This is a genomic window from Acetobacter sp. DsW_54 (assembly GCF_002153575.1).
GTDB classification, from domain to species: Bacteria; Pseudomonadota; Alphaproteobacteria; order Acetobacterales; family Acetobacteraceae; genus Acetobacter; species Acetobacter fabarum.
Window position 1 is genome coordinate 123,957 of sequence record NZ_JOPD01000003.1, and the last position, 22,093, is coordinate 146,049.

Consider the following 22,093-nt stretch of genomic DNA (forward strand, 5'->3'; position numbering starts at 1 on the left):
CGCTCAGCCGCCCTTGCGCGCAGGGGGCGGCGTTGTTCCGGGTGTAAAGCCAAGAGCGCGGAAGGTCTCACGCATATGCGCGGGGAGTTCAGCGCTTACAACAAGGCGGCCACCTGCGGGGTGGGGCATGTCCAGCTCCCGCGCATGCAGGTGCAACTGGTCCGTAAAGCCGGAGGGGTGCGCTGTGGCCCCACCATATTTGGGGTCACCCAGAATGGGGGTGCCAAGGGATTCGCAATGCACGCGCAACTGGTGCGTGCGCCCTGTAAGGGGGGAAAGCCCAAGCCATGAGAACTTGCGGGCTGCCGAATCCAGTACTTCGTACACAGTCCGGGCGGACTGGGCATCCTCATCCTTACGGTCGGCGGCAACGGTAATGGCCCCCGGCCCGGCACCCAGACGGGCAAGCGGCTGATCAATCTCGCCCGAGAGCGGGTCTGGCCTGCCTACAACAACAGCCCAGTACGTCTTTTTAACGTCCCGCCCACGGAAGGAGGCCGCAAGTTTGGCAGCCACGCCGGGGGTTCTGGCCAGCAGCAGCAGGCCCGATGTATCGCGGTCAATCCGGTGGACCAGCCTCGGGCGCGGGTCATCGGGGTTTTCACGCAGGCCATCGAGCATCATGTCCACATGGCGGGTAATGCCCGGACCACCCTGCACGGCCAGGCCGGAGGGTTTGTTCAGCACGATCAGGTGCTTGTCCTGATAAACGACCATACGCTGGATTTCGCGCACCAGCTTGTCGTCCAGCGGGCGCGGCACATCACGCGCGGGCTTGGCAGCCATGGGAATGGGCGGCACGCGCACGCTCTGCCCCGGCTCGAGCCGGGTGGAGGCCTCCACCCTTTTGCCCTCAACGCGAATCTGGCCTGTGCGGCACAGTTTTTGCAGCGCGCCCTGAGTCAGATGCGGGTAATGGCGACGGAAATAACGGTCGAGGCGGATACCGGCCTCGTCCTCGCTCACGGTAAGATTGACAACACTCATGCGCTGATATTCACGACTGGCGCCGTTCCCGCAAGCGGGACCATGTTTCCAGCCTGTGTTTGACCTCCCGTTCGTAGCCTCTACCCGTTGGACTATAAAAGGTCTGGCGGCGCATACCATCGGGGAAATAATTCTGCCCCGAAAACCCTTCCTCCGCGTCGTGGTCGTATTCATACCCCTTGCCGTAGCCAATATCCTGCATCAGCCGCGTGGGCGCGTTCAGGATATGCGCGGGCGGGATAAGGCTGCCAGTGGCCTTGGCGGCACGGCGTGCAGCCCCATACGCCTTGTAGGCCGCGTTGGATTTGGGGGCTGTCGCCAGATGCACCACAAGCTGGGCCAGAGCCAGCTCACCCTCGGGCGAGCCAAGCCGCTCATATGTCTCCCACGCAGCCACGGCCAGAGGCAGGGCGTTGGGGTCGGCCATGCCCACATCCTCGGTGGCAAAACGGGTCAGGCGGCGGGCCAGATAACGCGGATCCTCGCCCCCTTCGAGCATACGCGCAAACCAGTACAGCGCGGCGTCGGGGTCCGAGCCACGGAGTGATTTGTGCAGGGCGGAAATAAGGTTGTAATGCTCCTCCCGGTCCCGGTCATACAGAATGGCTCTTTTAGCCAGCAACCGGGCCAGAGCCTGCGCATCCAGCGGTTTTGTATTTTTCAGGCTTAAAACCTGCTCAACCATGTTCAGCAGGTAGCGGCCATCCCCATCCGCCATGGCGCGCAGGGTGGCGCGCCCGTCCTCCGTAAGCGGCAGGGGGTGGCCTGTCTCCTCCTCCGCGCGGGCCAGCAGGGCTTCCAGTGCCGGGTCATCCAGCCGGTTAAGCACCATAACCTGACAGCGCGAGAGCAGGGCCGAGTTCAGGGCGAAGGAAGGGTTCTCGGTCGTGGCCCCTACCAGCACCACGGTTCCGTCCTCCACCACGGGCAGAAAGCCGTCCTGCTGCGCGCGGTTGAAGCGGTGGATCTCGTCCACAAACAAAAGTGTGCCCACGCCCCCGGCCGCCAGCTTGCGCGCAGCGTCGAACGCTTTTTTCAGGTCCGCCACCCCGGAAAACACGGCCGAAATCTGCATGAACCGCAACCCCGCAGCTTGCGCCAGCAGGCGGGCTATGGTGGTTTTGCCCACCCCCGGCCCACCCCACAGGATCAGGCTGGGCAGGGTGCCGCGCTCAAGCATGAGCGTAAGCGTGCCCTCTGGCCCCAGCAGGTGCCCCTGCCCCACCACATCGGCCAGACAGGCCGGGCGCAGGCGGTCCGCCAGCGGTTGGGTTGGAGCGGGCCTGCCCCCCGTGCGCGCCGGAGCGGCATCGGCACCCGGCGCGGGGGAGGCCCCGCCAAACAGGTCTTCCCCCGTCATGGTGCTGCGTGCCGTGTGGTCATGGCGTTCATACCTTCAGTCTCAAAATCTGTCCTGTTCGCCGTATATATCGCCATGCGCGGCCTATTTTTCCAGTAGCTGCGCAAACCGGGCCGTGCTGGGCCTGCCCCGTCGGGGACGATATTATTCTTCCGGCTGGGCAGGCAGGTCGAACGTACTGGCCGGAATATCCGCCCCCGGATGCACGTCAAACAGGGTTACGCGGGTCTCATGCCCCTGTGCATCCAGCACACTCCATGAGCGCAGGGCCAGCGGGGTTTCATAAAACACCAGTGTCAGGCTGCCATCTCCGGGCGATGCCGTGCGCACCAGCTTGACCGCAATCAGCCCGGCCTCGTGGCGGAAGGCGGTCAATGTAACCCCGTCAGACAGGCTGACATGCTGGGCCAGCAGAAGCCCAAGCGGGGTCCGGTCCATGGGTATGACCGTTGTCTGGTCCAGTTGGCTGTCGCGGAACACAACCTTGCCCTGATTGGCAACCAGCAGCAAAGGGGATGGCGGGTCGTAGGCCAGACGCATCTGGCCGGGGCGCTTCATCCACACCGTGCCGGTTGTGCGTTTGCCCTCCGCATCTATCTGCTGGATGCGGGCCTTGAAGGTGAGCGCATGGTTAAGCTCCTGCTCAATCCGGGCAACCCATACCTTGTCCGCAGCACTCAGGCGTGCGGGCTGCACGGTGCTGGCGGCTGCGGTATCAGCACCACCTTCGGCATCCTGCGCATGGGCAGCCCCCGCCAGCAGGAGCAGACCGGCACATAATGGCGCAACAGCACGAAAAACTCTTATCATGAACAGGGCATCTCACTTTGACTGCCAGCTATTACAGCCAGCCATTACCGCCAGCAAAAAACGCAGATACTCTCAAACCACCAGCAACCCGAGCGCCAGAGCCAGCGCAATGGTCAGCCCAATTTTGCGGTTGGCATAAAACTGCGCAAGGCACAAAGCCGGCCGGGCCGGGTTAACCGCTGCAGCCTGCCGCCAGAACAGCACACCCGGCAACAGCAGCGCGGGCCAGAACAGCCAACCAGCACCAGCCAGCAGGCCAGCCCCCGCCAGCAGCACAAGGGTCAGCCCATAGCACACGCCAATAAACGCCCGTGCCCGCCCGGCCATAAGGCGCGAGGTGGATTTAACGCCAATCCGCGCATCATCCTCCATGTCCTGAAAGCCATAGATCGTATCAAACCCAAGCTGCCAGACAATCGTGGCAGCATAAAGGGCGGCCTGTGCCCATGCCAGCTGCCCCGCAGCCGCCGCATACCCCATGGGTGCGCCAAAGCCGAACGTAAACCCCATGACAAGCTGCGGCCACCATGTAAACCGCTTGGCCAGAGGGTAAAGCCCCACCAGCACAAGGGAGGACACCCCCAGCATCCATGAAAGGGGGTTAAGCTGCACCAGCACCCCAAGCCCCATAACCAGCAACAACGCCAGAAAGGCCGTGGCCTGCCGCATGCCCAGCGCGCCGGACGCCAGTGGCCGCCCCGCTGTACGCGCAACCTGACGGTCAATATCGCGGTCCCACATGTCGTTTACAACACAGCCCGCCGCACGCATGACCAGACTGCCAATGCCAAACAGCACAATCAGCCTGACCCGTTCCATGGGAGCCACGCCCTGAGGGAGCAGAATGCCCCACACACCGGGCAGCCACAAAAGCCATGTTCCCACCGGCCGGTCCAGCCGGGCCAGCAGGGCATAAGCCTGCAGGGAGGGAGGGAGGCGGGCAATCCATCCCGTAACCCGGATGTCGGTATGGCTGGTGGAAGCAGACACGATTCTGATAAGGCCTCTGGTCAGGAACAACGGGCACCGTTTTGCGCCCTTCCCTATGCCACAAACTGGTGCGGACCATAACCTCCCCCCACCACCTCCTTTGCAAAACAGGGTATTTCGTGCGTAAACCGGGCCTGTTCCTCACTCACCCGAGCAGATGCAGGATAAATGACCGGCATGAATGGCCTCTCCCGCCTCCCCCGCCTGTATATGGACCCCGCCCTTGTGCCCACGGCGCAGGAGGGCGCTCCCTGCCCGATTGCCCCCGAGCAGGCGCGCTACCTTGGCACCGTCCTGCGCAAAAAGGCTGGGGAGCAGGTGCGTGTATTCCATGCAGGCATGGGGGAATGGCTGGCCGGCATAGCCGAAATCCGCAAGGACCGGGGTGGCCTGACCCTTGAGCGCCAGCTACGCGCCCCGCAGCCCTGCCCGCCCCTGCGGCTGGCCTTTGCCCTGCTCAAGCGCGATGCCACCGATCTGGTCCTGCGCATGGGCACCGAACTGGGCGTGACGGAATTTCTGCCACTTGTCACCGAACGCACCAACACCCACCGCATCAACCCCGAGCGCCTGCACGCCATAGCCGTGGAAGCCGCCGAACAATGCGAAAGGCTGGACATACCGGCCATAGCGCAGGTGCAGACCCTGCCCGCCTTGCTGGGAAACTGGCCGCAGCAGACAAGCCTGTTTGCCGCAATAGAACGGCTGGACGAGCGCGAGAGCACACCCCACCCCACCCCGCGACTGGTGCAGGAGGGAGATGGACTCCTGATCGGGCCGGAAGGCGGGTTGAGCGATGGTGAGTGCCAGACCCTGCTCAAGCGCCCTTTTGTTGCCCCAATTTCCCTTGGTTCACTGGTGCTGCGGGCCGATACTGCGGTGGTGGCGGGGCTTGCGCTACTGGGCAATGGCTTGCGCTCTGCCCCTGTTTCATCACAATAAGGCAATTGCTCCTGTCTTGCCGTGCGACCGCAAGGCTGTTTTTGGGATACAGAAAACCTCATGTCCAACCCCGGTGCTTCCGACACAACGCCCATCCATTCCATTGCGCAGTTGGCCGAACTGCTTGCGCAGGGCTGCAAACCGCGTGATGCGTGGCGCATAGGCACCGAGCATGAAAAATTCGGCTTTGTGCGCCCGGAAGCCACCGTGGGCGCAGACGCACCCCAGGCTGGCAAAGCAGCCTACGCAACACCCTCCTATGCCCCACAGGGCATAGAAACCCTGCTGCGTAACCTCCACAAATCCGAACCCGATGACTGGACCTCCGTGCTGGATGACGGGCGCATTATCGGGCTCAAAGGTCAGGGGGAGGCAGCGGGGGCTGCCATATCGCTCGAACCGGCCGGGCAGTTCGAACTTTCCGGCGCGCCCTTGCGCACCCTGCATGACACGGCGGAAGAACTGAGCAACCATTTTGATGCCGTGCGCCCGCTGGCACGCAAGCTGGGGCTGGGTTTTGCGCCACTGGGCTTCCACCCCACGGCAACCCGTGCTGACCAGCCATGGATGCCCAAAACACGCTACGGCATTATGCGCGACTACATGCCCAAGGTCGGCACCATGGGGCTGGACATGATGCAGCGCACCTGCACCGTGCAGGTTAATCTGGATTTTGGCTCCGAGCAGGACATGGTGCGCAAAATGCAGGTTTCCATGGCGCTGCAACCCGTAGCCACGGCCCTGTTCGCCAACTCTCCTTTTGTGGAGGGCAAGCCCAACAACTTCCTTTCCAACCGCGCACGGGTCTGGACCGATACGGACAATGCCCGCTCGGGCATGCCTGCCTGTGTGTTTGAAAAAGACTTTGGCTTTGAACGCTATGTGGACTGGGCGCTGGACGTGCCCATGTACTTCATCATGCGTGAGGGCCGGATGCACAACGTGGCTGGCCGCTCCTTCCGCGCATGGCTGAATGGTGAGCGGCAGGATGGGCTGGAAGGCTTTACCCCCACGCTGGGTGATTTTGAAGACCACCTGACAACCGCCTTCCCCGATGTGCGGCTCAAGCAGTTTCTGGAAATGCGCGGGGCCGATGCGGGTTCGCCCGAAATGATGATGGCCCTGCCCGCCCTGTGGACCGGCCTGCTGTATGATGACTCCGCACTCGAAGCCGCATGGGAACTGGTACGCGCCCGCCCGTGGGAAGACTACGTGAAGCTACGCGAACTGGTACCCATGATGGGGCTGGACACCCCTTGGGGTGAAGGCACGGTGCGCGACCTTGCCGCCCATATGCTCTCCATTTCCATGGATGGCCTGCAAAACCGGGATATGGTGGACGAACAGAGCCAGACGAGCGAATGGGTCTATCTGGCCCCGCTCACAGCCCTTGCCGCAGGTGCCCCCACACAGGCCGAACACTGGCTGGAACGCTATTACGGCCCGTGGATGGGTGATGCCTCGCGCATTTTCCTTGAAAGCGAAGTCTGATTACAAAACAGACAAAAGGCGTTGTTCCAGCCGGGCAGACTGGACCGACGCCCTAAGCTGTTCCCGCGCCACCCTGCGCGCCGCCTGCCCCATGCCAGTGCGTACACCCACCTGTAAAATATGGGCCAGTGCCTGTGCCAGTGCCTGCGCATCCCCCGCTGGCACCACCAGCCCCCCTCCATCAAGCAGGGTTGTCTCCAGCCCGGCCTCGCTGGAGGCCACAACCGGCACGCCATACATCATGGCTTCAGCCGCCACGCTGGGCAGGCCCTCCCGGTCTCCCCCAGTGGCCCGCACACTGGGCACGACCAGTGCTACCGCGTGTTCAAGCTGCTGGCGGAGCTGCCCGGCACTTAACCAGCCAGCAAAACAGACATGCTCAAGCCCTGCGGCATACTGCTCCATGGCCGCGCGCATTGGCCCGTCGCCCGCCAGCACCACAGAGGGTGTTAATCCCTGCCCAGCCAGAATACGCAGGGCATCAAGCAGAACAGGCAGTCCTTTTTTTTCCACAAACCGCCCGGCAAAAACCAAACGGTCAAACGGCCCCCGAGCGGGTGCCACATCCTCGGTGCCAATGTTCAGCACCTCAAGCTTGTGGGCAGGCACACCGCGCTCCAATAGCCTGTCCCGCACCCCGTCGGACACGCACACAAACATGGCGCTGTAATCCAGCAGACTTTGCCACCTGCGCTGAAAAACAGAGGGCGGAAAGCGGTTTGCGTAATGCTTGTCCTTAAAGGCATCGCCTCCGTGGAATGTCACAACCAGTGGTAAGCCCAGTTGCCGGGCAATGGGCAGAGCCAACGCGCCCCCCCGACCAAACTGGGCATGGACCACCACAGGGGCCAGATCAGCCACGGCACGGCCTGCCCCCCACCCCAGTTGTTTAAACGCCAGCCGCCGCAGCCCCCCTAACACACGGCCTTCGCCAAGAATGCGCAAGGTGGTGGCCATATCCGCCGGAGGGTTATCTCGGTGGCAACCAACCCAGTAAGGCCGCAACTGGCTGAAGGCCATGTACTGCCTGCGCATGAAGGCATGCTCGGAAGCGGGCAGAAGCCGGTCCCTGTACACAAGGCATGTTTTCATGCTGCCATCCCCTTAGCTGTTGCCACGCAATAGGGCATTATGCAGAGCGTCCGCCCAGCAGGCGGCTGGCACTCAGCAGTGCAGCAAACAAAGCCACACACCCGGCGGCCAGCAGGCATTCACGGTTGGCAGCATCTGCCCAGAGGGTAAAAAAGGCAGCTACTCCCATGGCCCCAACCGTCTGCCCGGCCTGACGGGCCACCTGCACCATGCCGCTGGCACCCCCGGCCCTGTGTAGGGGGGCGGCAACCATCATCGCCCGGTTGTTGGGGGGCTGAAAACACCCAAACCCCCACCCGGCAAGGGCCGTGCGCCAGGCGATGTCCCACAATGCAGGGTGGGCAGGCAGTTGCCAGAGCAGGAAAAACCCCGAAGCCGTAAGCCCCAGCCCGATGGAAGACAGAACCCCGGCCGAAATACGGTCCGCCACCCGGCGAATAACCGGGGCCGAGAGCATAATACCAATAGGCCACGGAGTTATGAGCAGCCCGGTCTGGGCAGAGCTAAGGCCCAGCGCGTCATGCAGGGTAAAGGGCATGGAAACGATATAAAAATTGGACGCGATAAAACCGCAGAACCCGGTGGTAAACGCCACGGCAAAATCGGGGCGGCGCAAAAGGTCAACCGGCAGGATCGGCTGGGCCAGCCCGACCTCACGCCGCACCAGCCACACGCCAGCCATAAGCCCGCATAACAGCAGCAGCAAAGAGCCAACCCAGCCCTGCGCATGGGCCAGACCATCGCCCCCCATAATGCAGGCCCCAAAGGCCACAACGCACAGCAGGCTGCCGGTCATGTCGGGCATATGGGGCGCGCGTGGCGTGTTGGGCAGGGCGTAAAACGCCATACCCAGAGCCGCAGCCCCCAAAGGCAGGTTGATCCAGAACAGCCACGGCCAGGATGCAAAGGTAAGAATACCCGCAGCAGCCGTAGGCCCCAACGCCACCCCAAGAGCCACCACCAGCCCGTTAAGGGCCATGCCGCGCCCGATTTCTGCCGAAGGGTAAATAAAGCGCACCAGAGCGATGTTCACGCTCATGATGCAGGCGCCCCCTATGCCCTGCAACACCCGCGCACCGGCCAGTACCGGCAGGCTGGTTGCCATGGCGCACAGGAGTGAAGCCACCATAAAGAGCAGAATGCCCGCCCGGCACAGCCGCGCAAACCCCACCCGGCTCCCAAGGGCTGCCAGCGGCAGCAGAGAAACCAGACTGGCCATCTGGTAGGCATTAACGATCCAGATAGAGGAGGAAGAAGACGCCCTGAGGTCTCGCGCAATGTCTGGCAGGGCCACATTGGCAATGGCGTAGTCGAGCAGCGCCAGAAAAACCGAAAGAGAAACCGCCAGCATGGCCCAGTTTCTGGCCGAGCCATGCAAACCATCGGAGGGAGGTGGCTGGCGGGGCGGGGTCTGCTGGGGGGGCGTCATGCTGGTTCTGGCTCCTTACTGGGGGCAGCACACTGCCTGTGGCAGAGCTGTCAGCCCATGACAAAGCCGCAGCGGATACCCCTTTTGCGCGTAACCTGACCCGTTGGGGTCAGGTATTTGCGTACGGGTTTTTGGTACCACGCGTTTGCAGCCGAATAGGTACACCCGGCAGGTCAAACGCTTCACGCAGGCCATTGACCAGATACCGCTTGTAATCATCGGGCATCTGCTCGGCTCGGGTGCCAAAAACAACAAAGGTTGGCGGGCGGGATTTAACCTGCGTCATGTAACGCAGTTTAAGCCGCCTGCCATCCACCAGCGGGGGCTGGTGGCGTTCAAGCATTTCCTCAAACCAGCGGTTGAGCGCACCTGTGGGAACGCGGGCGTTCCATACGGTCCAGGCCTCACGCACGGCGGGGAGCAGCTTGTGCACTGCCGAGCCGGTCAGGGCAGAAAAGGTTACAACCGGCACGCCACGCATCTGGGCCAGAGAAATGCTCAGCCGGTCCAGAATAGCCTTGCGCGTGGCCGTACGGTCTTCCACCGCGTCCCACTTGTTCAGTGCGAGCACACAGGCCCGTCCTTCCCGCTCGATCAGGCGGGCAATCTGGAGGTCCTGCTCATGCACACCAAGGGTCGCATCCAGCACCAGCACAGCCACTTCCGCCATTTTCAGGGCTTCAATGGAGGCCGAGACAGACATTTTTTCCAAGGCTTCATCAATACGGGCCTTTTTACGCAGGCCTGCTGTATCAACTATCTCGAACGTGTCATCCCCGTCATGCAGGGTTACGGCAATGGAATCACGCGTAAGGCCCGGTTCGGGGCCGGTGATCATGCGCTCTTCACCCAGCAGGGTGTTCAGCAGCGTGGACTTGCCCGCATTAGGCCGCCCGACAATGGCAACCTTGAGCGGCCCCTTGGGGCGAATCTCCTCTTCATCCTCTTCCGACAGGTCGGGTTCGGGAGCCCATTCGTCCTCTTCATCCTCCACCTTGTCAGCAGGCAGGCGTTCGGCAATCTCCCACATCAGGTCGGTCACGCCTTCGCCGTGCTCGGCGGACAGGCCCAGCGGGTCGCCCAGCCCCAGTGCGTAAGCTTCCAGCGCAGCGGCTGTGCCCTGCCGCCCTTCCGCCTTGTTGGCGATCAGCAGCACGGGCCGGTTCTGGCGGCGGATCCACTGGGCAAAATGCTCGTCAGCAGGGGTAATGCCTGCGCGTGCATCTATGCAGAACAGAATAAGGTCCGCTTCCTGCACAGCACTTTCGGACGAGGCGCGCATGCGGCCAAACAATGTGTCTGGTGCGGCTTCTTCCAGCCCGGCGGTATCAATCAGGCGTATGTGGCGACCGCGGACAAGGGCAACCCCTTCCTTGCGGTCACGAGTTACTCCGGGGGTATCGGCCACCAGTGCCTGCCTGCGCCCCACAAGGCGGTTGAACAGGGTGGATTTGCCCACATTGGGGCGTCCGGCAATAACAACAACCGGCAGGTCCCCCGTCGGTATCGGCGGGAGGGGGCGCATGGACTTGCGACGTTCAACCATAGGAGATCAGGTTTCCGTCATTAGTTACGATAAGCATTTGATTGTCCACAACAATAGGAGGCACGAAGGAGATGGCCTCCATGGCATCGATAGAGATAATTGCGCCGGTTACCGGGTTAATACGGATCATGCCGTTTTCTGGCAGGGTGCTCAGGCACACAAGCTGGCCACCCGCCATAATGGGGCCAAACCATGTGACAATGTCCTTGCTTTCCTTGATCTTGCGGAAGCGGCGGAGCTGGGTGATCCAGCGCACATGGCCCGAAAGGCGGTCAATACAGGCGATCTGCTGGTCGAGGGAGACAACATACAGCCATTCCCCCACGCACAGAATGCTGTTCTGGCTGGCAACGGAACGCTCCCACACACGGCGGCCGGTGCGGATATCCACCGCAGCCAGCACCTGCGCCATGCTGATCGCATACACAACGCTGCCCACAATAACCGGCAGGCCACGCACGCAGTTCAGGTTGAGTGTGCTGGCCTGTGAGCCAACATTGCCGAGCATTTCGCTCCACACGACCTCACCACTTTCGGCGCGGAAGGCAATCAGGTCGCCTCCGCCAAAGCCTGCCACCACAACGCCATTGGCGTAGGCGGGAGCGGCTTGGCCAAACACCGTGGTTTCGGCCGCCGTGGCAGCATATGTCCAGACCTGATGGCCGGTTGCGGCATCAAGCGCAAAAAAGCGCTCATCAATCGTGCCAAAATAAACCCGGCCTTCGGCAATGGTCGGGGCGGAACGACCGGGTGTTCCAACATCGGTCCGCCACTTGACCTTGCCTGTTGCGGCATAAACGGCAACAGCCTGCGAAATGCCATCCACAATATACAGCACGTCCCCATCAACCCCGATGCCACCACCGGTGTTGCTCGAACGCGACTGCTTGGGGCGTGGGTTAAAGGTCCACACATGCCGCATGGCAGGCCATGTAAAGGCACGGATAACGCCCTGCGCATCCATAATAAACAAACGGCCGTTATGGATAACCGGCGGGCAGGACAGCATACCCCGCCCCAGCGAGCCAAGGGCTGCCCATGCCATAAAGTCCGGCTCGGAAATACCCGCACCAACGCTATGCTTCCAGCGGCGCTTAAGCCCGCCCCACGCGTAGTTGCTGCCCGTATGCTCCGGCACGCGGCCACTGATCGGCCACTCGGAAACCGTAACAGGTGCGGGCAGCGTAATGGCTGTGCGGTCTTCCTTATCCACCATCAGCCCAGCACCTGATGACAGGACATCCGTACGGTGCCCGGCCAGCAGGGGTTTTTTATCGTCGTCATCACCACAAGCGGCCAGTGTGGGGGCAAGGGCTGCCCCGGCCAGCAGGCTCCTGCGGGTAAGGCCGGAGCGGGCTGCGCCGCCCGTATATGTTTTGCTGCTCATGGTTTTATCCTGCTGACGGATCAAGGGCCTGCATCATATCCTGTGCGCGGTTGCGTACACCTGCCGGTGTTTCGCCCGAATCCACAAGGGCAGACAGTTTTTTGCGGGCATCATCCCTATGCCCTTCGCGCACATCCAGAACAGCCAGCGCCTCCACGGCAAGGCCGTTCCAGGCCTTGCCCGGCCCGGTCAGCAGGGAAAGGCGCGAGCGCAGGGTCGGAATATCCCCCGTATCAAGCTGATGCTGGCACCATAGCAGGGTTGCAATGCTGCGCAGGGCCGGGTCGGCTGCGGGGTTATCCTGCACTGCGTTCCATGCGGCCAGTGCGGCGGGGGCATCGCCCCGGGCGGCCTGCACGGCGGCTTCCTGCATCCGGGCCAGTGTGGCCACACCCTGATCACTCGATGTTGCCAGCTTTTGCAGGGCTTCCAGACCACTCTGCGCTTTGCCGACAAGGGTTATGGGGCTGCTGCCCACCTGATCGGGCAGGTGATCGGTCTGGCGCAAGGCGGCCAGATACGTGCCTGTCGCTGCCTGATCCAGAGCCTTGTGCTGTGCAAGCTTCCACGACCACAGGCCCGCGCCAGCCACAACGGCCACCACAGCGGCAACAGCCACACCGGCATAACGCCGGGCAACCGCACGCATGCGTTCAGCCTTCAGCTCTTCGTCAACTTCCCGGTAAATATCCTCTGCCACGATCCGGCCCGTTCCTGTTCCTGCCAATACATGCCTGTCCGTATTATGGCATATCTGCCCCAGCCGGACGCATCATACAAGGCGCAGCGTGTTTGTTGTGCGCCTGTTATACTGCCTTACGGCCCAACAGGCTGCACGGCAAAAGCCCAAAAGCGTTTAGTGCGCTGCTTTCTGCAACTTGGTGCCACCCGCTTTGAGCGCGGTTGTCAGCTGGGTAAAATTAGCCCCGATGCGCTGCTGCACAGCGGTACTGCCATCATGAATATAGGCAATTTTATCCCGCGCGTCGTTGCTGATTGCGGTTTCTTCCTTCACCGCAGTCTTGGAGACACAGGCGTTATAGGTCCGGGCGGCTTTTTCGTAAGCGCTGACCTTGTCCACGCTGGCATTATATTTTTCCACACTGGAAACATCGACCGCAGGGGCCTGCGGTTCCGCACCACAGGTGGTGGGCACCCACGCCCGCTCGGCCGCATGGGCGGGAACACATGCAACCATAGCCACCAGCCCCCCGACGGAAGCCAGCAAAAAACCTTTCTGCAACATTGCCAAAATACCCTTATTGCCCAGACAGTGGACCTACGCGGGCGACCTGCTCCACTGGAGCGGGCCAGCCTGCGCTGTAACGCTCCATCTTCTGGCATATGCCGCGCAAATGTCCATATCTGCTCTGCTTGGAAAAGAGACAAAGAGACAGTATAGCCTGATTGCATGCGCATTCTTTTTATTACGGCCACCCGTCTGGGGGATGCGGTGCTTTCCACCGGTATTCTCAACACATTAATACAGCAATGGCCCAATGCGCGCATAACCGTTGCCTGCGGGCCGGTTGCCGCCGGGCTGTTCAGCCACATGCCCGGACTCGAGCGGGTTCTGGTCATGCACAAACGCCGCTACGACCTGCACTGGCTGGATTTGTGGAAAACCTGCGCCCCCACCCGCTGGGACATGACCGTGGACCTGCGCGGCTCAATCATCAGTTTTGCCCTGCGCTCGGGGCGGCGGTTTGTCATGCGTGGGGGGCGCAGGCCCGGCAGGCGGGTGGGGCATCTGGGGGCCCTGCTCGGTCTTTCCCCCGCTCCGCACCCTACGGTATGGCTCAACAATGCCGACCAGCAGGCTGCCGCGCAGGTTATACCGCCATACACGCCGGATGCACCGGTTATTGCCCTTGGCCCCACGGCCAACTGGCACGGCAAAATCTGGCCGACAGAGCACTACCTGCCCCTGTGGCAGCAGCTTGCCGCCACGTACCCCCAGGCCCGCCCTGCCATTTTTTATGGCCCCGGCCCGCAGGAGGCGGAACTGGCCCGCCCCGTGCTGCACGCCCTGCCCCACGCCATAGATGCCGGAGGACGGTTTGCCCTGACCGAAACCGCCGCCATGCTGGCCCGTTGTGCTTTGTATATTGGTAACGATTCCGGGTTAATGCATCTGGCCGCTGCGGCAGGCACGCCCACACTGGGGCTGTTCGGCCCGTCCCGCGCATCGGAATATGCCCCCACCGGCGCCATGACACACTGGGTAGAGGCACCGGGGCCGGAAGGACTGGCTCCCATTGCGGGGTTAAGTGTGGAGCGCGTCGCCCATGCGGCTCTGGCACTTTTGCGGCAAAGCCGGACGTGAACAGCCTGCCTATGGCCCCATTGCCCCACCCGGTCTAGAGTTTGCACCAACGGCCTGCATCCTTGCATAAAAGGACACCACACCATGCCATTACCCGCCCCATCCCATATTACCCGGCTTGAGGGCCGGACTGTTCTCAAGCTTTCCGGTGCGGACCGTGTACGGTTTCTGCAAGGGCTGGTCACGGCAGATATTGAAGCCCTGCAACCGGCCCAGGCCGCATGGGCCGCATGCCTGACCCCACAGGGCCGCTGGCAGGCAGATTTTTTTGCCATACCCGACCCGGATGATACCTGCCTGCTACTGGACTGCGCCACCGAGCAGGCCGAAGCCCTGCGCACACAGCTCATGCGCTTCCGGCTCCGCTCGGATGTGCAGATGGAACTGACGGCACTCCCCGTTTATGCCGCATGGGGCAACAGGCCCGAGGCCACCTTGCTGGAAAACGCAATAAGCGTTGCAGACCCCAGACTGCCCGCCGCAGGCTGGCGGCTGATAGACCCACCTGCCACTACGGAGCAGACCGCCACCCAGCTGGACTATGACCTGCACCGCCTGGCCCTTGGCCTGCCGGATGGCGTACAGGACTGCGAACAGGGCCGCACACTGGCGGCCGAAGCCAACATGGACCTGCTTGGCGGCATTGCCTGGAAAAAGGGGTGCTACATGGGGCAGGAAGTCACAGCCCGCATGCACTACCGCACGCTGCTCAAACGCCGCCTTGTACCCATTGCCGCCACCGCCCCCCTGCCCGCGCCGGGTACCGCCATCCTGCATAACGGGCAGGAGGTTGGCACCCTGCGCTCCTCGCGCGATCATATCGGGCTAGCACTGCTCAAGGTGGACATGGCCGACAAACCCCTGACCTGCCTTGACCATAACGTGGTTGCCCGCCCCCCTGCGTGGCTGCTACCAGCCCTTGGCACACCACCAGAACCCTCCGCCACCACACCGGACAAACCATGACCTACACCGCACCCGATGCCGCAGTGCTTGATGCCATGCTCAGCACAGTCAAATACGATGCTTCCGGCCTGATTGCCGCCATTGCCCAGCAGCATGACACGGGCGAAGTGCTGATGATTGCATGGATGAATGCCGAAGCCCTGCGTGAAACACTGCTGAGCGGGCGCGTCTGCTACTACTCGCGCAGCCGCAAAAAACTGTGGCGTAAAGGCGAGACATCCGGTCAGGTCCAGCACCTGCACGAAGCACGGCTGGACTGTGATGCAGACGCCGTTCTGCTGCTAGTCAACCAGATTGGCGTTGCCTGCCACACCGGGCGCAGAAGCTGCTTTTACCGCGCGTTCTCCCCCACCGGGCTGCTTGAACTGACCAAGCCTGAAATTGACCCCGCCGAGCTTTATAAAACCCACGGCCACACTCACGCCTGAAGGGTAGCCCCTTACGGCTGCCCCCGTGCGGCCAGCAGGTCCAGCACCGCAGATGCCGCGGCGTCTGCCGGCAGGCTCCCCCCCGGCCCCTCCAGCCCGTGCAGGACCGAGGCAAAGGCCGCCTTCTGGGCCTGAGCCACGGTGGGGTTTTCAAACAGTGTCTGCACCGCGCGCGCCAGCACGTCTGGCGCGCAGTTTTCCTGCAACAGTTCGGGCACAACGGCCCGGCCTGCAAGCAGGTTGACCATAGCCACATAGGGCACCCGGATAAGCCTGCGCGCCATAAACGCCGTAAGGGGGTTAACCCGGTATGTTACCGCCATGGGCACACCAGCCAATGCCAGTTCCAGCGTGGAGGTGCCTGATTTGGTCAAAGCCGCCCCGGCTGCGGCAAATGCGTCATGCTTGTCGTCCACATCTGTCACCACAATCGGGCGAACGGGCCAGTTATGCACGGCCTGCTCAACAGTAGCCGCCACCACGGGGGATACCGGCACAACGGGCACCACATCGGGCATGCTGGTACGGAGCAGGGCCAGCATCTGCCCGAATACGGGCAGCAGCCTTGGCACTTCCGAGCGGCGGCTGCCGGGCATCAGCACCAGCACCCGTGCGTTATCCGCCAGTCCGTGCCGTGCCCTGAACCGGGCGGCATCGCCCTCCTGCGCACCGGATTGCAGGACGGGGTGCCCCACAAAGCGGGTTTTCAGGCCGTGCCTGCCAAAAAATTCTTCCTCAAACGGGAGCAGGCATAGCAGTTCGTCCCAAAGACCGGGGAACTTGCGCACCCTTTTCTGCCGCCATGCCCATACCTGCGGGGCCACGTAATGCACGCGCAACATACCCATACCCGCAATCCGCCGGAGCAGGCGCAGGGCAAAGCCGGGGCTGTCTATGGTAATCACCAGATCGGGTTTTTGGGCCGCAATATCCGCCACAGCCTGATTAAGCCTACGCGAAAGCTGGCGCACGCGGGGCAGGATTTCCACCAGCCCCATAACCGCCAGATCCCGCATTGGAAAAAGGCTGGCAAGCCCTTCCTGCGCCATGCGCGTACCCCCTACCCCGGCAAAACGGATATGCGGGTTGCGCGCGCGGAGTGCGTGCATCAGCCGGGCACCCAGCACATCCCCGCTCGCCTCTCCGGCAAGGATCCATACAAGGGGGGATGGAGGGGGCAGTTCAAGCATCTTCACGCACCAAAAACACAATGCAGGCACACCACCATTCCGGCCAAACAGGGAATGTGCAAGCAATGATCCGCAAAGAAAAACCTTTCCGCACATAAAAAGTCCGGTTTATGGCTGGGAGCACCAAACCATCCACCCTAGTTTACAGGATATTTTCTGCCTCGTGAGTGTTCAGCAGTATGTGCGTGAATGGACGGAACAACCCGTCCGTAACGTTCTGGCCGGCATGGTCGGCACCTTTGCCCTTATCCCCGAAGTTATCGCTTTTTCCTACGTGGCGGGGGTTGCGCCGGAAGTGGGGCTTTTTGCCTCGTTCGTTATCAGCATTGCCATTGCCATAACGGGCGGCAGGCCGGGCATGATCTCGGGGGCCGCTGGATCGGTCGCGCTGGTTGCGGCGGATCTGGTGCACGGGCATGGGTTGCAGTACCTGCTGCTGGCAACCCTGCTGGCCGGGGGTATGCAGGTGCTGTTCGGGCTGTTGCGGCTGCAAAGCATGATGCGCTTTGTCTCGCGCGAGGTGGCGACGGGTTTTGTCAACGCGCTAGCCATTCTTATTTTTTCTGCCCAGATCCCGCAGATGCTGCATGTGACGTGGCACACCTACGCCCTGATCGCCCTTGGGCTGGCCATTGTTTACCTGCTGCCACGGCTGAGCACGGCTGTTCCCTCCCCCCTTATCTGCATTCTGGTGCTGACCGGGATCAGCCTTGCCGTTCCCATGCCCATTCATGTTGTGGCCGACCTTGGGGCGCTACCCACGGGGCTGCCACACCTGACATGGCCGCAGGTACCCCTGACCTGGGGCACATTCCAGATTGTACTGCCCTATGCCTTTGCCATGGCCATGGTCGGGCTTTTGGAATCGCTCATGACCGCAACGGTGGTGGATGAGTTGACCGACACCCATTCCAGCAAGCGCATGGAGTGCACGGGGCTGGGTATTTCCAATATTTTTGTGGGCCTGTTTGGCGGCATGGCCGGTTGCGGCATGATCGGCCAGACCGTGGGCAACCTGCGCTACGGTGGCTGGGGCCGCCTGTCCACCTTTACGGCGGGGGCTTTTCTGCTGCTGTTGCTTGTCGCCATGCACCGCTTTGTTGCTCAGGTGCCGGTGGCAGCCCTTGTGGCTATCATGATCATGGTATCCATCAGCACATTTTCGTGGTCATCCCTGCGCGAGCTAGTGGCCCACCCCAAGCTGTCTTCCACCGTTATGCTGGCAACCGTTGTAGTGGTTGTGCTGACACATGATCTGGCCGCTGGTGTTGGCTGCGGCGTGTTGCTGAATGGTCTGTTCTTCTCGTTTCAGGTCATGAAGCTGGTGCAGGTCAGAGCGGAGGATACGCCCGATGGCACAACCCGCACCTACCATGTACGCGGCCAGCTCTTTTTTGCCTCAACCAGCGTGCTGACCGATGCCGTGGATTTTCAGGGCCCCGCAAAAAACGTGGTGATTGATCTGGCCGACGCCCAGCTATGGGACATCAGCGCGGCAGACACGCTGGAAAAAACCGCCACCCGGCTGGAAGGGCGCGGCAAAACCGTTACCATCCTCCATGCCGATGCACGCGCGGCAAAGCTGCTGGCAACACTGGGGCACCCCAACCTGCTGGCCTGAGCGCACAAAACCCAGCGCCACACAGCCCGGCACGGCCCAAAGCCGCCCCGCCCCTAAACCGGGGTCGGGCGGCTTTTTTGTGCTTTGGGGAGCAGGCGCGTTGCCAGCACGGCCGCTGCTATGGCTGCGTAAATAAATGGCTCAACGTGCCAGACCTTAAAGGCAATGCTGTAGTGCACGCAGGCCAGCACCATAGCCACGTAAACCGTTTTGTGCAGCGGAGCCCACCGCTTGCCCAGCCGCATAATGGACTTGCGCGTGGAGGTAGCCGCCAGCACGCACAGGATAACAAAAGCCAGCAGACCAAAGCTGAGGAACGGACGGGTGGTAAAATCCGTCCAGATCAGGGCCGGGTTCAGCCCGCGCGCCCATGTCAGGTAGAGTGTGACGTGCAGGGCCGCATAGGTAAAGGCCAGCAACCCCAGCGGCCTGCGGTAGAGGATGAGGTTAATTCTGGTAAAGCGCCGCAAGGGTGTCACCATGAGCGAAACCAGCAGGAAGCGGAACGCATAACGCCCAAAGTCATGCAGGCATTCGCGGTAAGGCCTTGGCCCCAGCCAGCCCAGCCACCCTTCCACCAGATCAAACACGGCGGGGAGCAGGAACAGGCCGTAAAGCAGAACCTGCCGTGCCAGTGGCGACAGGTTTTTGCGCCGCGCGCGACCGGCAACAAGTGGAGCCATGATCAGCCTTTATTCTTCCGGGGTGCCTGACAGCGCATTCAGGCCATGCGCCTTAACCTTGAAAGGAGTTTGTGCGTTATGTCCATAATACGCAAGAACATGCAGGAGTCTCTGATACCATGAGCACAGCAAAGACAATCGGTTTTATCGGGTTTGGCGCAATGGCCAGCCGCATGGCCGCAAACCTGAAAAAAGCAGGGTTTGCAGCCGTGGCTTACACGCCCTCCGGCAAGGGGGGGGACGAAAACACCGCCTTTCTGCCCAGCCCGGCAGATGTTGCCAAAACGGCTGATATTGTTCTTGTGTGCGTCCCGGATGATGAGGCCCTGAGTGCCAGCATGTACGGCCCGCAGGGCGCGCTGGCCGGCATGCCAGAGGGCGGGCTGTTACTGAACACAAGCTCCGTCTCCCCCGAAGCCGCACAGGCCTTGCTGGATGCGGGCCAGAAGCTGAAAATCAGCGTTGTGGACTGTCCGGTTTCTGGCAGCACGCCCGAGGCGGACAGCGCAAACCTGGTGGTACTTGCTGGCGGCAGTGAGGATGACATGGCCCGCGCCAAACCGGTGTTTGACGCCATTGGCCGCCTGACCATTCATGCAGGCCCGGCAGGCAGTGGCGCACGGCTCAAGCTGGTTATTAACGGGATTATGGGAGCCGGGCTGGCCGCCGTGGCCGAAGGCATTGCCTATGGTCTGGCCGCAGGGCTTGACCGCACCATGCTGTTTGATGCGCTGGATAACATGGCCGTGATCTCCCCCCACCACAAACGCAAGATCAAAATGGCCAAGGAAGGGGATTTTTCGCCCCAGTTCCCCACCCGGCTCATGCAGAAGGACATGCGCCTGCTGCTTGATGCCTGTGCCCGTCTGGCCGTGCCCGTACCCACCATGGCCGCAGTCACGCAGGAACTCTCCCTGACCCGCCGCGCCGCAGCAGATGCAGACTACTCCGCCCTGATCGGGGTACTGGAAAACATTGTGGCCAACGACCCGTAAGGGTTTTACGGCACTCCAAGCCGTTCAGTCGCGCTCAAACGCACGCAGGGCTTTAATACCCTGCCACATGAGTGCGGCGCGGTCCCCCAGCCCACGGGGCTGCCCGGCCTGCCGGGCGGTCCCGGCAAGGTCCCGCTTGGCCAGTATGGCAGGCAGAGCAGCAAGGCGAAAAGGCGCAGGCAGATGGGGCCAGTCCAGCGCCGCCAGCCATGCCTGCCCCTGTAACCTGAGCGCCTCCTGCTGAGCGGGCCATATAAACCGCCCTGATTGCTGGAGCACGGGCCAGTGCCGCAGCATGGCCCCTGCTCCATAGGCCATGCCACAGGCCTCCAGCCTGAGCAGGATGGCGGGGTCTTCCACCCCCAGCAGTTCGCCTGTTGCGCGCTGCAGTGCTCCGGGGCCATCACGCATCATGCCCTCCCATGCCGGTTGATCACGCGCGCCGGTCAGTTCCATCTCGCAAGAGTGAACAAGGCGGAGCAGTGTGGCCAGCCGGGCCTGCCCGCATGCCATCATCCCCAGCAGAAAAGGGGCTAGAATGTGCTCGGGGGCGCGGGTCTTTTCCAGCACCTCGCGCCACCATTGCAGGCGGATCAGCCCGGCCATGGGCCCGGCCACCGCAGCCGAGCGGGCCGGGGCCAGCACGCGAATCAGCTCGTTATGGAACGCCAGCAGAACAAGCCCGCCCGGCTGTGCAGATGCGGGCAGAAAACGCGCACAGAGCAGCCTGTCCGCATCCCCCGCTGCAAGCCCCGCCAATGCCTGCATATCGGTGTGTGATGGAGGGGTGTTCATGGCTGTATCCTACTTCTCTTACCCGGTGGCATGTTGCAAATTCATGCTGTTTCATGCGTAATGCACATATAGCTTTCCTTACGGACTGCCGCGCCACCCCACCCCCACCAGCAGGGCAAGTTTCCGTGAGCAAGGGAAAAGAGACATCGGGCCACCACCCGCTGGCTCTGTGCCATATGGCACGCCCATAGCTCTGGACAGGCGCGTTTTTGACACGCCCTGCTTGATACGACGGAGTTATGTCATGGCTTTTGAACTGCCAACCCTCCCCTTCGCCCCCAATGCCCTTGCCGCACGCGGCATGTGCCAGGAAACGCTTGAGTTCCACCACGGCAAGCATCATCTGGCTTACGTGAACACCCTGAACACGCTGCTCGAAGGCAAGCCCGACCTTGCTGGCAAGTCTTTGGAAGACATTATTCTGGCCGCACACGGCAAGGCTGACCTGACCGGCCTGTTCAACAATGCTGGCCAGCATTGGAACCACTCGTTCTTCTGGAACAGCCTGTCCACCTCTGGCGGTGCCATGCCCGAAAAGCTTGGGGCCAAAATTACCGCAGACTTTGGCAGCATCGACACCTTCAAGGAAGAATTCCGCAAGGCCGCCATCTCCCAGTTCGGGTCTGGCTGGGCTTGGCTGGTGCTGGGCAAGGACGGCAAGCTGGCCATTACCAAAACCCCCAACGGCACCAACCCGCTGGCCGAAGGTCAGGGCACGGCACTGCTGACGGCCGACGTGTGGGAACACTCCTACTACCTGGACTTCCGCAACCGTCGCCCGGACTACATCACCAACTTCCTGGACAAACTGGCAAACTATGAATTTGCCGAAGCCCAGCTGAACGCGGCCTGAGTGCAAAGCCACCGGCCCCAAGCCGGTCTGGTGTAAAAAAGGCGGGGCTCCCACAGGGCTCCGCCTTTTTTCATATCGGCCATTCCATAGGGTGTGCGACATATGCACACATCCCCCTTGATTGTGCTGTTGGGCCTTCCAATCTTAGAGGTGTCAACACGACAGACCCTGCCTTCCGTTGCCGCAAAGCGGGATGGGGCAA

General features: G+C 62.1%; 21 protein-coding genes. 8 read left to right on the forward strand and 13 right to left on the reverse strand.

Annotated elements, in window-relative coordinates; all coding sequences use genetic code 11:
- Positions 1 to 3 precede the first annotated feature (3 nt).
- The 4 genes from HK20_RS02360 to ubiA form a co-directional block, all read right to left on the reverse strand.
- On the reverse strand, positions 4 to 987 hold the full coding sequence (locus HK20_RS02360) for an RluA family pseudouridine synthase (protein ID WP_086645486.1): 984 nt from the start codon (positions 985 to 987) through the stop codon (positions 4 to 6).
- A gap of 10 nt (positions 988 to 997) precedes the next feature.
- Entirely contained in the window at positions 998 to 2,347 is a 1,350-nt protein-coding gene (locus HK20_RS02365) for a replication-associated recombination protein A (protein ID WP_143296438.1), read from the reverse strand.
- A gap of 144 nt (positions 2,348 to 2,491) precedes the next feature.
- Complete coding sequence (locus HK20_RS02370; RefSeq protein WP_086645487.1) at positions 2,492 to 3,157, reverse strand: outer membrane lipoprotein carrier protein LolA; 666 nt, start codon at positions 3,155 to 3,157, stop codon at positions 2,492 to 2,494.
- Between the two features lie 72 nt (positions 3,158 to 3,229).
- Entirely contained in the window at positions 3,230 to 4,147 is a 918-nt protein-coding gene (gene ubiA / locus HK20_RS02375) for a 4-hydroxybenzoate octaprenyltransferase (RefSeq protein ID WP_086645488.1), read from the reverse strand.
- A 177-nt stretch (positions 4,148 to 4,324) separates the two neighbouring features.
- On the opposite strand from ubiA, the gene HK20_RS02380 reads away from it, so the two are divergent.
- Positions 4,325 to 5,089: a 16S rRNA (uracil(1498)-N(3))-methyltransferase gene (locus tag HK20_RS02380; RefSeq protein ID WP_086645678.1), complete on the forward strand. Its 765-nt coding sequence runs from the start codon at positions 4,325 to 4,327 to the stop codon at positions 5,087 to 5,089.
- 60 nt (positions 5,090 to 5,149) lie between these two features.
- The gene (locus HK20_RS02385) at positions 5,150 to 6,580 is read left to right on the forward strand and encodes a glutamate--cysteine ligase (RefSeq protein WP_086645489.1); all 1,431 of its coding nucleotides are present in this window, start codon (positions 5,150 to 5,152) and stop codon (positions 6,578 to 6,580) included.
- On the opposite strand, the gene HK20_RS02390 is transcribed toward HK20_RS02385, so the two are convergent.
- The 6 genes from HK20_RS02390 to HK20_RS02415 all read right to left on the reverse strand — a co-directional run bounded on the left by HK20_RS02390 (position 6,581) and on the right by HK20_RS02415 (position 13,280).
- Complete coding sequence (locus tag HK20_RS02390) at positions 6,581 to 7,672, reverse strand: glycosyltransferase (RefSeq protein ID WP_086645490.1); 1,092 nt, start codon at positions 7,670 to 7,672, stop codon at positions 6,581 to 6,583.
- A 37-nt stretch (positions 7,673 to 7,709) separates the two neighbouring features.
- Entirely contained in the window at positions 7,710 to 9,101 is a 1,392-nt protein-coding gene (locus tag HK20_RS02395; RefSeq protein ID WP_086645491.1) for an MFS transporter, read from the reverse strand.
- Positions 9,102 to 9,210: 109 nt separating this feature from the next.
- Positions 9,211 to 10,626, reverse strand: a complete 1,416-nt coding sequence (der, locus tag HK20_RS02400) for a ribosome biogenesis GTPase Der (protein ID WP_086645679.1) — start codon at positions 10,624 to 10,626, stop codon at positions 9,211 to 9,213.
- A 13-nt stretch (positions 10,627 to 10,639) separates the two neighbouring features.
- Entirely contained in the window at positions 10,640 to 12,034 is a 1,395-nt protein-coding gene (locus HK20_RS02405) for a PQQ-binding-like beta-propeller repeat protein (protein ID WP_086645492.1), read from the reverse strand.
- Between the two features lie 4 nt (positions 12,035 to 12,038).
- Positions 12,039 to 12,734: a tetratricopeptide repeat protein gene (locus tag HK20_RS02410; protein WP_086645493.1), complete on the reverse strand. Its 696-nt coding sequence runs from the start codon at positions 12,732 to 12,734 to the stop codon at positions 12,039 to 12,041.
- 156 nt (positions 12,735 to 12,890) lie between these two features.
- The gene (locus HK20_RS02415; RefSeq protein ID WP_086645494.1) at positions 12,891 to 13,280 is read right to left on the reverse strand and encodes a hypothetical protein; all 390 of its coding nucleotides are present in this window, start codon (positions 13,278 to 13,280) and stop codon (positions 12,891 to 12,893) included.
- Between the two features lie 165 nt (positions 13,281 to 13,445).
- Between HK20_RS02415 and HK20_RS02420 the strand changes: the two genes are divergently transcribed.
- The 3 genes from HK20_RS02420 (at position 13,446) to hisI (ending at position 15,754) form a co-directional block, all read left to right on the forward strand.
- Positions 13,446 to 14,360 (forward strand): glycosyltransferase family 9 protein, encoded by a 915-nt coding sequence (locus HK20_RS02420; protein WP_086645495.1) that lies wholly within the window; start codon positions 13,446 to 13,448, stop codon positions 14,358 to 14,360.
- Positions 14,361 to 14,444: 84 nt separating this feature from the next.
- A complete protein-coding gene (locus HK20_RS02425) occupies positions 14,445 to 15,326 on the forward strand; it encodes a folate-binding protein YgfZ (RefSeq protein WP_086645496.1) in 882 nt (293 codons plus the stop codon).
- Complete coding sequence (gene hisI, locus HK20_RS02430; RefSeq protein WP_086645497.1) at positions 15,323 to 15,754, forward strand: phosphoribosyl-AMP cyclohydrolase; 432 nt, start codon at positions 15,323 to 15,325, stop codon at positions 15,752 to 15,754. Before HK20_RS02425 ends, hisI begins: the two co-directional genes overlap by 4 nt.
- Positions 15,755 to 15,765: 11 nt before the next feature.
- Here the strand turns inward: hisI and lpxB are convergent, their stop codons facing one another.
- Positions 15,766 to 16,944, reverse strand: a complete 1,179-nt coding sequence (gene lpxB, locus HK20_RS02435; RefSeq protein WP_086645498.1) for a lipid-A-disaccharide synthase — start codon at positions 16,942 to 16,944, stop codon at positions 15,766 to 15,768.
- Between the two features lie 163 nt (positions 16,945 to 17,107).
- Between lpxB and HK20_RS02440 the strand changes: the two genes are divergently transcribed.
- Positions 17,108 to 18,565 carry a SulP family inorganic anion transporter gene (locus HK20_RS02440; protein ID WP_086645499.1) on the forward strand — a complete coding sequence of 486 codons (1,458 nt, stop codon included), beginning with the start codon at positions 17,108 to 17,110 and terminating at the stop codon, positions 18,563 to 18,565.
- Between the two features lie 53 nt (positions 18,566 to 18,618).
- Here the strand turns inward: HK20_RS02440 and HK20_RS02445 are convergent, their stop codons facing one another.
- Positions 18,619 to 19,248, reverse strand: a complete 630-nt coding sequence (locus HK20_RS02445; protein WP_086645500.1) for a sulfite oxidase heme-binding subunit YedZ — start codon at positions 19,246 to 19,248, stop codon at positions 18,619 to 18,621.
- A 119-nt stretch (positions 19,249 to 19,367) separates the two neighbouring features.
- On the opposite strand from HK20_RS02445, the gene HK20_RS02450 reads away from it, so the two are divergent.
- Positions 19,368 to 20,243: an NAD(P)-dependent oxidoreductase gene (locus HK20_RS02450; protein WP_086645501.1), complete on the forward strand. Its 876-nt coding sequence runs from the start codon at positions 19,368 to 19,370 to the stop codon at positions 20,241 to 20,243.
- Between the two features lie 24 nt (positions 20,244 to 20,267).
- Here HK20_RS02450 and HK20_RS02455 read toward each other — a convergent pair whose 3' ends face one another.
- Positions 20,268 to 21,038: a squalene/phytoene synthase family protein gene (locus HK20_RS02455; RefSeq protein ID WP_086645502.1), complete on the reverse strand. Its 771-nt coding sequence runs from the start codon at positions 21,036 to 21,038 to the stop codon at positions 20,268 to 20,270.
- Between the two features lie 244 nt (positions 21,039 to 21,282).
- On the opposite strand from HK20_RS02455, the gene HK20_RS02460 reads away from it, so the two are divergent.
- Positions 21,283 to 21,891, forward strand: a complete 609-nt coding sequence (locus tag HK20_RS02460) for a superoxide dismutase (protein WP_086645503.1) — start codon at positions 21,283 to 21,285, stop codon at positions 21,889 to 21,891.
- Positions 21,892 to 22,093: the final 202 nt, after the last annotated feature.

Coding starts and splice junctions, on each gene's coding strand:
- HK20_RS02370 (WP_086645487.1), bottom strand. CDS start 3,157: ATGATAAGAGTTTTTCGTGCTGTTGCGCCATTATGTGCCGGTCTGCTC.
- HK20_RS02425 (WP_086645496.1), top strand. CDS start 14,445: ATGCCATTACCCGCCCCATCCCATATTACCCGGCTTGAGGGCCGGACT.
- der (WP_086645679.1), bottom strand. CDS start 10,626: ATGCGCCCCCTCCCGCCGATACCGACGGGGGACCTGCCGGTTGTTGTT.
- HK20_RS02395 (WP_086645491.1), bottom strand. CDS start 9,101: ATGACGCCCCCCCAGCAGACCCCGCCCCGCCAGCCACCTCCCTCCGAT.
- HK20_RS02445 (WP_086645500.1), bottom strand. CDS start 19,248: ATGGCTCCACTTGTTGCCGGTCGCGCGCGGCGCAAAAACCTGTCGCCA.
- HK20_RS02460 (WP_086645503.1), top strand. CDS start 21,283: ATGGCTTTTGAACTGCCAACCCTCCCCTTCGCCCCCAATGCCCTTGCC.
- hisI (WP_086645497.1), top strand. CDS start 15,323: ATGACCTACACCGCACCCGATGCCGCAGTGCTTGATGCCATGCTCAGC.
- lpxB (WP_086645498.1), bottom strand. CDS start 16,944: ATGCTTGAACTGCCCCCTCCATCCCCCCTTGTATGGATCCTTGCCGGA.
- HK20_RS02405 (WP_086645492.1), bottom strand. CDS start 12,034: ATGAGCAGCAAAACATATACGGGCGGCGCAGCCCGCTCCGGCCTTACC.
- HK20_RS02385 (WP_086645489.1), top strand. CDS start 5,150: ATGTCCAACCCCGGTGCTTCCGACACAACGCCCATCCATTCCATTGCG.
- HK20_RS02415 (WP_086645494.1), bottom strand. CDS start 13,280: ATGTTGCAGAAAGGTTTTTTGCTGGCTTCCGTCGGGGGGCTGGTGGCT.
- HK20_RS02365 (WP_143296438.1), bottom strand. CDS start 2,347: ATGACGGGGGAAGACCTGTTTGGCGGGGCCTCCCCCGCGCCGGGTGCC.
- HK20_RS02390 (WP_086645490.1), bottom strand. CDS start 7,672: ATGAAAACATGCCTTGTGTACAGGGACCGGCTTCTGCCCGCTTCCGAG.
- HK20_RS02450 (WP_086645501.1), top strand. CDS start 19,368: ATGAGCACAGCAAAGACAATCGGTTTTATCGGGTTTGGCGCAATGGCC.
- HK20_RS02380 (WP_086645678.1), top strand. CDS start 4,325: ATGAATGGCCTCTCCCGCCTCCCCCGCCTGTATATGGACCCCGCCCTT.
- HK20_RS02455 (WP_086645502.1), bottom strand. CDS start 21,038: ATGAACACCCCTCCATCACACACCGATATGCAGGCATTGGCGGGGCTT.
- HK20_RS02360 (WP_086645486.1), bottom strand. CDS start 987: ATGAGTGTTGTCAATCTTACCGTGAGCGAGGACGAGGCCGGTATCCGC.
- HK20_RS02420 (WP_086645495.1), top strand. CDS start 13,446: ATGCGCATTCTTTTTATTACGGCCACCCGTCTGGGGGATGCGGTGCTT.